Consider the following 13010-nt stretch of genomic DNA (forward strand, 5'->3'; position numbering starts at 1 on the left):
TCAGGCATTAAACTTTCTTGCCAGATCCGGTTTTTGGGTTTTTCTGGTCTGAAGATGAAAAAAGCACTCATAACTGGGATCACCGGACAGGATGGATCCTATCTAACGGAGTTTCTCCTGGAGAAGGGGTATCAAGTTCACGGGATCGTCAGAAGATCCAGCATGTTCAATCGTGCGAGAATCGAACATCTCCGCGGAAACTCCAATCTCGTTCTGCATTATGGTGACTTAACCGATTCGAGTAACTTAAATCGGATTCTGGAAAAAGTGAATCCGGACGAAATCTACAATCTCGCGGCGCAATCGCACGTGGGAGTTTCCTTCGAAGTTCCCGAATATACGGCGGAAGCCGACGCGGTTGGAACACTGAGAATTTTAGACGCGATCAAACAGATCGGAGTCAAAAGCCGTTTTTATCAAGCATCCACATCCGAGTTGTATGGAAAGGTGCAAGCGATTCCGCAAACCGAAGCGACCCCGTTCTATCCGAGATCACCGTATGCGGTGGCAAAACTTTATGCCTATTGGGCGGTCGTAAACTACAGAGAAGCGTTCGGGATCCACGCATCCAACGGAATATTATTCAATCACGAATCACCACGCCGCGGAGAAGGATTCGTAACGAGAAAAATCACAATCGGAGTCGCCAACCTTCTCGCGAAAAAAGGCGGACCGATCCAACTCGGGAACATGGACGCAAAGAGAGATTGGGGATACGCACCGGACTACGTCGAAATGATGTGGATGATGTTGCAACAACCCGACGCGGATGATTACGTCGTCGCTACGAACGAAACTCATACGGTAAGGGAATTCGTGGAGAAGTCATTCGGATGTGCGGGAGTTCAAGTTCGCTGGGACGGAAAAGGCGATTCCGAAAAAGGATTCGACGCGAAGTCCGGTCAGCTTCTTGTGGAAGTGAACCCGAAATTTTACAGACCGACCGAGGTGGACATTCTCATCGGTGATCCTGCAAAAGCGAAGAAAAAGCTGGGCTGGGAACCGAAAGTAAAATTCGAAGAGCTCGTCAAGATCATGACCAAAGCTGATTGCGAATTGGTCGGAATCAAACTTTAAGAAGTAGATTCAAGTTTTTGCAAGTAGGCGAAGGCGTTTTGGGCGTCTCTTCGCTGGCGCGAAGACCGAGCTTGCTTCGCGCTCCAGCTAACGCTTTCGGCCGTCTCCTTCGGAGACGGCTGCTGCGCACGCTTCGCATCTCTGACGCGGGGCGATTCATTCGCAGAACGTTTTTGTGAAAAGGCTCGCGATCGCGCTGGAACTCAAAGTTTCTTCTATAGGTCGAAACAGAATGCTCTAATCCTCGCAAACTCGATTCTATAACCAAAATTTTTTTCGGTTCGGAATTTTCGCTCCGATCACAAGCAGTTTGACGCTTGTATTTTTGCATTTTTCGGTATATGCTTTTTTCGATCTTAACGATATTCATATTAAATTTGGAAGAAGTCTTTTAGAAAAGAATTGAAAAAATATGTCTCATAGTATTATTCTTGCTAAAAAAATCGAAATTCTTGAAGTTCTAAAAGGTAAAATTTTACACTGTAAATATGGCTGAGAATTTTCTGGATAACTTTAAATATGACGCCGATCGGGTAAACAAAGGTATAGATAAAGCTATATCCAGAGAAAAAAATAGTGCTCCTCGTTATAATCCTTATTTTCTTCTCCAAGAAACTCCTGAACTTGATGCAGCAATTGAACGAGACCTGAAAGCGCAATCCGTGCGTAAGTTCATTCGTTCCGGCGAGTGACAAAGAAGCGTTTACAAACTCCCGAAGAACTTCGTTATTCCAGGGCCCGGGATAGGATAGATTTATTGATTGGAACTTCCAGCTCTGAAGTTCAGGGGAACTTAAAACTTCTCGCACAAGAAAGATCCAAAATTTCCATCACGCTTATGCACGAATGGGCGATTCGTTATCAAGGTAAAATTCGTGGATTTGCAACTGCCTTCAACGGACAGGATTTACAAAGTATGCTCGGTGACGCTTACTTTCAATATATGCAATATTCGTTTATGTACCGATTTCTGAACGGTTTACATAACAATATTTTATATCGTAAAATCCTATCATTCGAAATTCATTATTTTACAAAGGTCGGTCTCTTAAAATTAGAGCGTGCTCTGCAATTAACGGACCCCTCCGACGATGAGAACTTGTTTTACATTAGTCCTTTAGGACATTTTTTGAGTTACAAACTACAAAAAGAATTTCATATCACGATCGCAAATTTATCCGAAGTGGATGAAAAAAATAAATTGTTTGATTATTTATTATATACGATCCGAACATCTTTCGGCGATTTCTTTAGTTCTTATAGTAGCGAACATGTCATTCCTTTAGACTCATTTCGGGAGTTCCTCAATCAACCGAACAACAAAAACATTGAGGAAATATTTAGAGTTATTGAAAAACGTCCTTTTGAGATGTTTTGAGCAAGATAACGCCCTAACTTTTTCGCACGTTTACGAGTAAACGAGAAGGCTCCCCTGCCGATGGAGATTGTAACCAAACAAATTCAAAAAAGAAAAACCTTCCCTGAGGGCAGTAGGAGAAGCTCTCGCAAGTTCTCATTTGTGCGAAACTTTAACGACACTGTTCACGAACTCTCCCTTTATCAGAAAATTTTGAAATACGCAAGTTGATTTTCTTTGCCAAAATCTGTGGGAACTCTTACAAAGTTAGGTTCTAATCGTTTCCTTTTTGGACCGCAGTTCCTACCAGCCCTCTCCGCCGTCCACATCGGCCCAAAGATACCACGAAAGAATCGTTCGATACGGAGAATATTTCTTCAGAGAGTGAATGATTTCTTTTTTATTGTCCTTTGAAATTCCGTAGTGTTTTTCCACGGATTTACGCAGAATCAAATCGTTGATCGAAAAGTGATCCCAACGATCCAAAGCGAAGATCAATACCATCTCGGCAGTCCAAGGTCCGACGCCCTTCAAGGAACAAAGCAGATCCAACACATTCGAATCTTCTAATTTACGAAGTTTTGCATCCGTGATTTCCTTGGTGGAATAAGATTCGGCGACCCGTTTGATTGTTTCGGTTTTTGCCTGAGAAACTCCGATCTTTCTCATAGCCGTATTCGGAATTTCTAATATCTGCTCGGGGGAAGGAAGTTTCTTTCCTCCCGCAAGCGCGATCAGACGGCGTTCGAACGTAAGAGCCACCTTGGTCGATAGCTGTTGTCCTAAGACGGATTTGATCAAAACTTGATACGGAGTTCCGATCGTTCTAAGTTGACATGGCCCGACGCCGTCGATCAGCTTCTTCGTGATCGAATCTTGTTTACGAAGCCAATCGGTCGCTTTTTGAAGCCGAATGTCTCTGTCCTCCGATTTTGCGTAAGTCGAAACAGAAGAATCTTTCGACTTGCCGTTCTTTTTATTCTTTAAAGGTTCCGACAAAACACGCGAAGATTGTTTGACGGCGCGGGACTTTCGGGACTTTGCGGAAATCGAACCGGAGGAATTTTTCGAAGAATCGGAATCGGAGGAGGGCATCTCGATCAAAGAACGCGTAACGGATTACGCCCTCTTCTTGAGTTTGTTTTCCATCTGGGATTTTTTTCTATAGATATGAACGAGTTTTTCGAGTTCGACCAAGTCGGTGCAACTGAGTTTTCCCTGGTCGAGTTTGATCCATTTGTTTTTGGTCAAAAGATCGAGAACGAGATTTTCATCCTTCGGATACGAAAGACCTACCATTTTGATTAAGTCCTTCGTGCCGATTTCGAAGTTGTACGAAACTTTCGGGGCGATCTTGATACGGTTCTTTTCGACGAGAGTCAAAAGAGTATCCGCGATTCTTCCTTGAGGATCGTTGATCATCAAGTTCGCGAGTTGCTTGTAGGCGGTCCAAATTCTTTCCGAAAGAAGGGTGATCAGACGGGTTGCGAGCTGAGGTTGAGCCTTAACCATTCCCTCGAAGTTCGCTTTGTTGATCGCGAGAAGTTGAACGTTCCCCCAAGCAATGGCGGAAGCGGATCTCGGTTTGTTGTCCAAAAGCGCCATCTCACCGAAAATATCCCCGTTCTGAAGAACGGCGAGCAATACCTCGTTCTTATCCACGATCTTGGTGATCTTCACCTTGCCGTTTTGAATGATGTACAGTTCTCGACCGGGTTCGTGCTCGCAAAAGATCATCTCGTTGTCCGCATACATACGGTTGAATTTGGTGAGATCGATCGCGGGAGCCTGCATAGGCTGGTTCATCGTTTGCAGTTTCAGCTTGGCTTGAGTCGCAAACGGACCGTTCGGAAGATATTGAAGATATTTCTGGAAAGCATACGCCGCGTGCGGGCTGTTCTTCTGGTTGAAGTAGTTTTCACCGATATTGTAAAGCTCGTTCGGATCTTCTTCCACCGCGGAACGGAAAGTTAGACGAGTGATCGTCTGGTCGAACTGACGGAGTTTCATGGAGAAGTAGCGAATGATTTTCATCGCTACCGGAGTATTTCTTTGAATGAGGGTTCCGAACTGATCGTAACTTACCTCGATCACCGAAACGTCGGTGAGTGCCACTGCAGACTCGATCTGCGCGTGCTGGCTCATCGCCGCAACGACGCCGAAAAAGTCTCCCGGACCTTGAACAGAATTCGGATCTTCACCGACAACGGGGTTTTCCCGACCGATTTTAACCTTTCCTTCTCGAATAATAAAGAAGCTAGGAGAGTCCTTTTTGCCCTCTACAATAATGTAGGAGCCCTTCTGGAAATTAACGATTTGGAAGATCCCTGTGGACATGCTGTTGTGTTAGTATTTTTTTTGAAAATCAGAGTTCAACTGTTTTCATTATCGGAATTTGCGAATCAAATCTCGAAAAAAAGAGCTACTTTTCTCCGCATTCCGACATTTCCGTCTTGGAACCGCTTAAAATCTCCCATTCGGAGAGTTCCAGAGCGGCTTTTTCGGCGAGTTCTCGGGAAAAAGACTGGGTGCAAATGGATTTAAAGACGTCCCGTGCCTTGTTTTCTTCCCCGATTTCAAGATAGAGTTTACCGGCTTCGAAAAACGCGTTCAAACCCTGGGAAGAAGTGGGTTCTTGAGAATATTGCTGCAGATTGATTTCCAGAACCTTTTCCGGACGGCCGAGTCTCGAGTAATTGTTCTTTAAGACTTGATACGCCTTATTCTTAAACTTGCTCGAAGGATAAAGAATCAGAAAACTTTTGATTTCTTCGATCGACTTATGGAACTTGCGGTCCTTGTAGGCTTCTTCCGCGATTCGTAATAGGTTTTCTGCCTGGGTTTCTTGAAGGGGACTCGCCTCCGACAACAAAGAACCGGAAAGCGTAATCCATAGTAAGAACAAAACAATCGGAAAGAGGAAGAATCTTTTTGCCTGCAAGATAAGCTCCGGAGGAAAAGATCCCCCTTTAAAGATTATCTGCAGGTTTTCCGAAAAGGTTGATTACTTTTTCTTGTCGATTGTCTTGCGATGGTGTTCGCAAAGTCTGTAGAGTTTGCCGGAGGAAGGGTTCTTTTTGGAGACTTTCGTTCCGCATACGATACAAAGGCCGTTGTTTCTTCTTCTTTGATATAAAAGTTGAACTCTTTCAGCGCCTGACAGATTATATTTACTAACCTGTATTCTGAATCCTTTATATAGATAATTTCCCACCGCTTCAAGGGATTGTGTTTTAACGCCTGTTACCAGGGACTCAAGATCGTCGTTCGAGATTTTTTTCGGTTTCATACAGTTCTTTATGACGGATTCGCCTAATTAAAATTACAGAAAAAATTTAACGTTGGATCATTTTTTATTTAGGTCCGGAAAAAAATGAAACATCTTTTTAACGCAAACGCAAATTAATAGCCAATCATTTGAAATAATTTTTTTCCTAAATGGAAGCGGGAAGAAACGAGGTCATCACTTCATTGAGTGGGTCCGTATAACGGATTAAGACGACCGACCGGTGGTCGGTTCATCAAATTATTTGAATTTAGAATCGAGTATTAGCATCGTTTGATTCTTCTAAACCGGTGAAAATCGGCTAAAAGCTTGCAAAAACGAATGGATCTCTTAAAATTAAGGAGTCTCTTTTTGAAATAGAAAGTAAGGAGGTTTGTTTATGAGAAATGAACGTTTGTACTCGAACGAACCATGTCGGAAAAACTTATCAAAACAAGAACAAGTTCCTAAGAATCTCAAATTTGTATATAGGGTATTTTACCCTATGCTCGTTCTTTCGATCTTCTTCTTCGCTGCAGTTTGTAAACAAAGCGCAAAGGACCAAGTCCAAAAGATATTAACCGATCATCAAATCCCCGTGGAAGAAAAAATCCGGCAATCCTCCTTTCTACTGTTAGGGGATCGTCTGAAGGAAATCGAAATTTCTCCGGGAGTTTCGCCTGACGGAACCACTACGGACTCGGTACGTGTGACTCTTGCGGTGGGTGGAAATTCCGCTCTTACTTTCTTGGGACAAAAAGAATATAAGGAAAGAATGAAATTGGAAGTCGCTTTGTTGTCCTTTCGGCTCTTGCAAACGTTGAAGGATCTTCCGATCGAAAGCTTTCGAGTGAGCATCGTTAAACCCTACTATGTGAAGAATTCCCCGAACGATTCCGTGGAAGAGTTCGAGGTGTTCCGCGCGAAAATGGAAAAGAATTCCATCGTACAGATTCGAGGATTTGATTCCGTAGACTCTTTTGCGGCCGATTCCTACGATTCACCGGACCCGGCGGTTTTGGACGTAATGGTACAGATCGTTCAATCTTGGAAGGTCGAACTCGACGAATTGAATCGTGTGGAAGTGAATTGATTCGTCGGAAAATCCGCGGTATTCGAATTAAATCGGAACGGAATCGATCGAGAAGTTGGGCCTGATTTCAATTCGGTTTCAATCGGTCGATTTCGCGCACGCCGCACGAAGGCGGTTCGTTCGGGTTTTCATTTCGGTTTACAGCGTCTCCCAAAACCTAATTTTACTTTATCGGAAAGATCAGCTGCAAGGTTCTATCCCGGTTTCAGGACAGGTTCTTATATTCGGGTCTTACAATAGGAGAATTCTTCGATTATAAATTTTAATCCCCCGAAAACTTCCGTTTATAAACCGTAATCCTAAAAAGATCGTTCCGCGGTTTACGGGTTCGGCGTAAACTCCATTTCCGGGACCGTAGGCCGCGTTCTATCGCTTGTCCCAAAACCGAACCTGTGGGAACTATTACAGTTTCTCTTCCGGTTTCGGGACAACAAGCTCTTAATATTCCGAATCGGAATATTTTATGAATTTTGAATATTCGTAAAATATGTTGTACAAATTAAAAAATTTACAACTCCCGACGCCGATTCCGTTTTTTTGTTCGCATTATTTTACGTTTCCGGTCTATGAATCCGAATTTGAAAAGGGAGGTTTTGTATGCCTTTAGAAAAAGAAAATTCGGAAACTCAAGATTTTAAAAACGTACTTACCAATGAGGAAATACGGAAACTGATCGATGCCGCCCGGAACTATCCGGATCACTACGTCTGGATTCGATTTTTGTTTTTGTTCGGTTTAAAACCGGAGGAACTCGTTTCGATCCGTTGTTCGGACGTGAACTTGGAAACGAGAATATTACGAATTCGTGGATTCGGACCGAGAGGAGATAGACTTTTAGACGTTCCTCTTTGTTTGTTCAAAGACTTTTATGCGATAACAAAGGGCAAAAAACCGGAAGAATTCTTATTCCGAGGAAGAAACGGCAAGTTGCATCACAAGACGATTCAGAAACTTCTTCAAAAATTAAAACGAAAAACGGGAATCGAAGTCAACATTCCTAAAATAAGAAGAACAATCGCCGTAAGAATGGAAGCATCGGGTGTATCAATCCGATTTATCACAAACTTTCTGGGATTTAAAACAAGACGCGCGACCTATAAGTTGATCGGGAAAAATTCCAAGTCCGAACCTGTAAAAATATTTCCATTGGATGAAATTCTAGAGATCGGGGCTTAAAAATGAGTTGTAAACGCGTTCCGAAACCTTAATTTAGTCCTAATTCTCCAAAAGGAAGCCATCTTTGGAAATCAAAACGAAAAAGATCGGTAAGCACACTCTGGTTGCGCTCAACGGTAGACTGGATATCGGACATTCAGACGAAGTCGAAGCGAAACTACTGGACGATGTTCAATCCGGACAGGGTGATATCTTGATCAACCTGGAAAACATTTCTTACATTTCATCCTCCGGGATTCGTATCTTCGTAGGTATGGTCCGGGAATTGGAAAAGCAGGGAAGAAAGTTGAAACTTTGTTGTATCACTCCTCCCGTAAAAAAAGTATTCGATGTGGTCGAACTCTTAGATCTGTTTGAAGTGTACGAAACAGAAAGTTCCGCTCTCGATTCGTTAACCTAAAATCCGGGATCTTCCCGGATTTCCACTCGGGTCTATGTCCCGGAACTCACTCGCTTCCATCTCTGCAAAAGCAACCCCTTGGGCTCTTTTGGTCCTTTTCCTTACTTTTTTCATCTGGATTCCCTCCAACGATCGACTCGAGTTTCCGCCGGTTTGGCCGGACGAGGTGCTTTTCTTTTCCCCTTCTCAGGACTTTGCCGCATTCGGAACGTTACGAACGCATGTGCTGGAAGGTTTGATTCCAGGAATGGAGGAAATCACTTTATGGATGCCTCCGCTCTATTTTTTAACCGGTGGAACTTGGATGAAATTCGTTTTTCCGGGAATCGTAGGGCTTCGACTTTTTACTCTTGTCACCGCAGCGGTTTCCATTCTGATCTTTTACGGAATTTTAAAACGAATCGGATTTTCCGCGTTATCCGCTTTGTTCTCCTGTTTGCTGCTCGGAACGGATTTATTGTTTTTACGCGTCGGTATGATGGCGAGAATGGAGATGCTTTGTCTCCTGTTCGCATTAACAAGTTTGTTCTTTTTGATTCGCACGGCGCTCGACGAACGAACCGAAGTCGTACATTGGGCGGAAGCGTTGTCGTCCGGAATATTTTTGGGTCTTTCCTTTCTTTCCCATCCGTTCGGTTCCGTCTTCGGAATTCCGGCCTTGTATCTTCTCTGGAAAAGAAAGTCGTTGCTCGCTCCTTTATTCTGGATCGGTGGATTGATTCCTCTTGCGGTTTGGATCGTTTGGTTGTTTCCGCACTGGAACTTATTTCTGTTTCAATTCGGACTTCAGTTCGGAAGAAAGAAGGAATTATTTTCCGTATTTTCGATTTTAACCAAGATCAAAATTCTGATCGGAGGTTATGAAAATCCCGGAGTCAGAATTCTTTTTTATATTTTTCTTTTGGCCGGAATCGGAATCAACCGCAGACTTTTAAAGGAAAAGAAGGAACGTTTTCTTTTTCTCGCGGTTTGGATTTTGGGGACGCTCATCTTTCTCTTTTTATCCACGGAATTCTATTACGTGATGTATTTGACGATTCCGCTTTCTGCGTTAGGCGGAATTCTACTGGAAGAATCGGACCGCAAGCGCGTGATCTACGCGGGTTCCGGGCTTTTGTTCTGCAATTTGATCGTTTTGTTTTTGGCGTATCGAAAGGTCGGTTTTGTAAATCCGGAGTTCGATCTTGGAAAGAAATTTTCCGAGGAAATCGGAGCGGAACTCAAGTATTCCAAAAAGGTTTATTTACAGGCGATTCCCGATCCGTATTTTTATCTGCGCGAAAAATATCCGAACCAGCAGATTCTGGAATTCATACCGGGAGAACTTCCCATGCCTTCGGAACTGTTTTCCGGAACCCTAGATTCGATCGATACGTTCGTATTCAGCGAAGGCACGAAACGAAATGAAACGGTCGAGAATTATCTGAAGGAGAACGCTTCTTCCTTTTACAAAAGGAACGTGTCCGTATCGCCTTCGACCACCCGGAAGCTCGTGCGTGCTCAGGCGGAAATTTATCTTCGGAAGAAGAAATGAAATCTTCCGGATTTCGAAACATTCTTCCGATTTCGAATATTCTATTTTTCTTATTTTGTGCGTGTGTCGGAAAGGAACAGGATCAACAAGGACTTTCTTCCCTTTTGCCGTTGGCGGGGCAGCTTTTGAAAGTGGGAATCATCGGAGATTCTCTTTCCCAAAGATCCGACGGGTTCGGTTTAAGGGAGAAATTGGGAACCCGGTTTACGGTCACGGATTACGCCGTTTCCGGTCGAAATGTTCCCGGATGGATTCAATCCATCGGAACCGCCTTAACGGAACCGCAGGACGTTTTGATCGTGGAACTCGGAACGAACGACGTTTCCGGTTATCCCACGGATCAATTCCCGGCGAACTACGAAGCTCTTTTGAGTCGGATTCATGAGCGGAGCAACGCCGCCGTTTTGGTGACAGTTTTACCGCCTACGATTTCACCGGGATACAGAACGAATATTCTTCAGATCAATTCCTACTTAAGAAGTCTGAGCTCGCGATACGCGATCGCGGATATGGAAACCGTTTTTTTAGAAACGGAAAAGACGATTCCCTTGTATCCGCAGATCGACCCGATTCATCCGAATCCGGCGGGTTACGATCTGATGGGAACCGTCTATGCGGACGCGATCCGGAAATTTTTCGTTCGATAAAGATAAGTTCGATGAGAAGGTGGATTCTTCTTTTCGGACGGTTTTTTAAGACCTTTTTTTCGTGAAATTTCGAATAAGTCCTTTTAGAGCGAGTCTCAAAAACTTAGATGTGGGAACTCCCACAAATCGCTATGAGCTTGACAACCGTTCCTTTTAGAGTTTTGAAACAAGCTCTAATTTGAATATTCACAATTCAGAATAAACGGATTGAAAACCTGTGCGATATACAGTCTTCCCTCGAACGGGATTGCCGTGCTTCCCGCGGAAATCAGGGATCCGTCCGTTGCGAACACTTCCTCAAAATTTCCGTCCGAAGAAATCCGAAAAACCTGAGTCGGAGCGAGGTAGTCCGGGTTTTTCGCGTGTCTCAGAAATTTATACGTGGAACCGTGCCCGACAACGAAGATTCTCCCTTTCGAATCCAACTCGAGATTGTCCGAACCGGAATTGATCCGAATTTGACGCGCTTCTCCGAGAACCGGTTTCCCTTGTTCTCTGCGGATCGGAAATTGAAACACACTTTGATCCATGTATCCCGATCTGTATAAAAATTCGTTCCCTTTCGAATCGGGAGCGTACAGAATTCCGTTTCCGTAAGAAAGCGGATTTCCGAGGTTCGACCAGGTTTTACCGTCATAGTAGGCAATTTCACCGCGTTTGAGTCCGAACAGATCGTCCCAAAGATAACGCAGAAATCCTCCCGATCCGTGGTCGTTGGAAAGATAGATTTCGTTTTCGGAAGCGACTGATAAATCGTTCGGGCTCGTGATCAACGGGTCGGAAAGAGTTCCGACATGCGACCAATCTTTTCCTTTGCGTTCGAAGATTTCGACCGTATGGATTTTGTATAAAGTAGGATGAGAGATCACGTAAAGACGGTAAACGTCCTTGGTTTTCAGCAGACTCATTCCGTGAGGTCGGAACTCCGGCGGAAATTTCACCGGCAATTCCTTAGGCACGGAAGAATTCTTCAGATCGATCCAATAGATCTTACCGGTTTGATCGGAAATTCTTCGCTCGTGGCTGGAAATATAAAGAATCCGTTCTTCTTGATCCAAGGCCAAGTCTTCCGGGCCGGGAAGTCCTTCGATTCGTGTGCAGGCGGCCGCAGTAGGTCCGACGGCTTTGATATCCGCGCCGCAGTTTGTAAGGCTTATCGTAGAGGCGAAAACCAGAAGGAGAATCGTTCCAAGAGAAATATTCGAGGAGTTCCCACAAGTTTCAGTTCGTTTTAGCAAATTAGGTCGTTTCATATCGTTTTACGGCCTCCGAACTTCCCGGAAAGTCTCGGCTCGGGCAAGGAAAAAAAGCAAAAAAGTGATTGCTATTTTTATGCACTGCACAAAAATAGCAATAGAGATCCTCGAAAACAAATTGAGGGGTTGCTGTATGGAAAATAAGAAATTAAACGACATAATCAATGCAGGAATCGGGGCCGTTCAAACTTCTCGCGAGATTTTCGATAAACTCGTGGATGATCTGAATGAAGGCAAAGAAAAGATCGAAGAGAGATTCGATCAGTTGAAAGCTCAGGGTGAAAAAGACATGAGCGACAACGCGTTGAAATTAAAAGTCAATTTAGCTTGGGGTTTGGTCCGGTTCGAAGAAATCCGGGACAATATTCTCAATCATTTTATCAAGAAATAAGATCTTTGCTAAAGCGAAGTTCCCTGTTTCTTGCTCTCTGGGTTTTAATTTCCGCCGGAGAGATCGATTCCAAGGAAATTACACTATTCTCACACTTCACTGACTCCTCTCCTCGAATTGCCGGGGAGAGGAATCTTCTCAAACAAAAATTCACTCCGGCCTCCACGTTTAAATATTGGATTACCCTTTTTCTATTGGAAAGAAACCTAATCGCTCCCGCTTTCAAAAGAACAAGCAACGAAGCTCATATCCCGAACGCTCCGCGAGATTTGACTCTGCGGGAAGCGATGTATTATTCCTCCAATTCCTTCTTTCTCGCTTTTTTTGAGGAAAATCCGCTCCTCTACGAAGAACTCGAAGACTTCTTGTTACGGATCGGATACGTCCCAGAGACATTCAAAAAACATTATTTAGATAAAAAGAATATTTATTTTTCGGACGCGATCCAAAAAACCCCGGAAGAACAGCACGAATTTCTGCTCGAGTTTTTAAAAGACGAAGGAAGATCCAAAGGAGTGTCTCCTGAAACGTTTCGACTCTGGAAAGAAGCCGCGTTTTGGTCAGAATGCGATTCCAAAAACTCGATCGTCTACGGGAAGACGGGATCTCTCCGCGGATCGTTTTGGTTTTTGGGATTTTCGGAAAAGAAACAAAATCTTTGGCAGAGATGGATCGCAAACGCACCGAAAGAATATTCCGTAATTACGGTTTTGCAGACGGGAGAAGGCGTTTCAAGGGAAACGGCGATCGATTCTTTTTATAGAACCGCCGGTTGTAAGAGATAAGATCGTTTCGGAAACTTTAAAAATGTTGT

Annotated in this window: 15 protein-coding genes; 10 read left to right on the forward strand and 5 right to left on the reverse strand. The window is 43.8% G+C overall.

All coding sequences use genetic code 11. The annotated features are described in order from the left end of the window. Positions 1–54: 54 nt before the first annotated feature. The 3 genes from gmd (at position 55) to LFX25_RS02200 (ending at position 2455) form a co-directional block, all read left to right on the forward strand. Complete coding sequence (gmd, locus tag LFX25_RS02190; protein ID WP_238728673.1) at positions 55–1077, forward strand: GDP-mannose 4,6-dehydratase; 1023 nt, start codon at positions 55–57, stop codon at positions 1075–1077. Between the two features lie 488 nt (positions 1078–1565). After that, positions 1566–1769, forward strand: coding sequence for a hypothetical protein (locus tag LFX25_RS02195; protein ID WP_238728674.1), 204 nt, complete (start codon positions 1566–1568; stop codon positions 1767–1769). Positions 1770–1834: 65 nt separating this feature from the next. After that, a complete protein-coding gene (locus LFX25_RS02200) occupies positions 1835–2455 on the forward strand; it encodes a hypothetical protein (RefSeq protein ID WP_238728675.1) in 621 nt (206 codons plus the stop codon). A 282-nt stretch (positions 2456–2737) separates the two neighbouring features. Here the strand turns inward: LFX25_RS02200 and LFX25_RS02205 are convergent, their stop codons facing one another. The 4 genes from LFX25_RS02205 to LFX25_RS02220 all read right to left on the reverse strand — a co-directional run bounded on the left by LFX25_RS02205 (position 2738) and on the right by LFX25_RS02220 (position 5723). Next, entirely contained in the window at positions 2738–3529 is a 792-nt protein-coding gene (locus tag LFX25_RS02205; protein WP_238728676.1) for a DNA-3-methyladenine glycosylase family protein, read from the reverse strand. Between the two features lie 24 nt (positions 3530–3553). Next, a complete protein-coding gene (locus tag LFX25_RS02210) occupies positions 3554–4771 on the reverse strand; it encodes a cyclic nucleotide-binding domain-containing protein (protein WP_010572707.1) in 1218 nt (405 codons plus the stop codon). 85 nt (positions 4772–4856) lie between these two features. Then, positions 4857–5375 (reverse strand): tetratricopeptide repeat protein, encoded by a 519-nt coding sequence (locus LFX25_RS02215; RefSeq protein ID WP_238728677.1) that lies wholly within the window; start codon positions 5373–5375, stop codon positions 4857–4859. A 63-nt stretch (positions 5376–5438) separates the two neighbouring features. Beyond that, positions 5439–5723 (reverse strand): LIC10235 family protein, encoded by a 285-nt coding sequence (locus tag LFX25_RS02220; RefSeq protein WP_238728678.1) that lies wholly within the window; start codon positions 5721–5723, stop codon positions 5439–5441. A gap of 481 nt (positions 5724–6204) precedes the next feature. Here LFX25_RS02220 and LFX25_RS02225 point away from each other — a divergent pair, with 481 nt between their 5' ends. The 5 genes from LFX25_RS02225 (at position 6205) to LFX25_RS02245 (ending at position 10549) form a co-directional block, all read left to right on the forward strand. Beyond that, positions 6205–6792, forward strand: coding sequence for a hypothetical protein (locus tag LFX25_RS02225; RefSeq protein ID WP_238728679.1), 588 nt, complete (start codon positions 6205–6207; stop codon positions 6790–6792). Between the two features lie 597 nt (positions 6793–7389). Further along, entirely contained in the window at positions 7390–7968 is a 579-nt protein-coding gene (locus LFX25_RS02230; protein ID WP_238728680.1) for a site-specific integrase, read from the forward strand. Between the two features lie 64 nt (positions 7969–8032). Then, positions 8033–8368 carry an STAS domain-containing protein gene (locus LFX25_RS02235; RefSeq protein ID WP_003005878.1) on the forward strand — a complete coding sequence of 112 codons (336 nt, stop codon included), beginning with the start codon at positions 8033–8035 and terminating at the stop codon, positions 8366–8368. A 34-nt stretch (positions 8369–8402) separates the two neighbouring features. Beyond that, positions 8403–9902: an ArnT family glycosyltransferase gene (locus tag LFX25_RS02240; RefSeq protein WP_238728681.1), complete on the forward strand. Its 1500-nt coding sequence runs from the start codon at positions 8403–8405 to the stop codon at positions 9900–9902. Next, on the forward strand, positions 9899–10549 hold the full coding sequence (locus tag LFX25_RS02245) for an SGNH/GDSL hydrolase family protein (RefSeq protein ID WP_238728682.1): 651 nt from the start codon (positions 9899–9901) through the stop codon (positions 10547–10549). The genes LFX25_RS02240 and LFX25_RS02245 overlap by 4 nt, the downstream gene beginning before the upstream one ends. Before the next feature lie 173 nt (positions 10550–10722). On the opposite strand, the gene LFX25_RS02250 is transcribed toward LFX25_RS02245, so the two are convergent. Continuing rightward, positions 10723–11787, reverse strand: a complete 1065-nt coding sequence (locus tag LFX25_RS02250; protein ID WP_406600513.1) for an SMP-30/gluconolactonase/LRE family protein — start codon at positions 11785–11787, stop codon at positions 10723–10725. A gap of 151 nt (positions 11788–11938) precedes the next feature. Here LFX25_RS02250 and LFX25_RS02255 point away from each other — a divergent pair, with 151 nt between their 5' ends. Both LFX25_RS02255 and LFX25_RS02260 read left to right on the forward strand, forming a co-directional pair. Continuing rightward, on the forward strand, positions 11939–12196 hold the full coding sequence (locus LFX25_RS02255; RefSeq protein WP_010572699.1) for an LIMLP_16025 family protein: 258 nt from the start codon (positions 11939–11941) through the stop codon (positions 12194–12196). Positions 12197–12201: 5 nt separating this feature from the next. Next, positions 12202–12981 (forward strand): penicillin-binding transpeptidase domain-containing protein, encoded by a 780-nt coding sequence (locus LFX25_RS02260; RefSeq protein WP_255717742.1) that lies wholly within the window; start codon positions 12202–12204, stop codon positions 12979–12981. The last annotated feature ends 29 nt before the right edge of the window (positions 12982–13010 follow it).

This window comes from Leptospira sanjuanensis, from assembly GCF_022267325.1.
Taxonomy (GTDB): Bacteria; Spirochaetota; Leptospiria; order Leptospirales; family Leptospiraceae; genus Leptospira; species Leptospira sanjuanensis.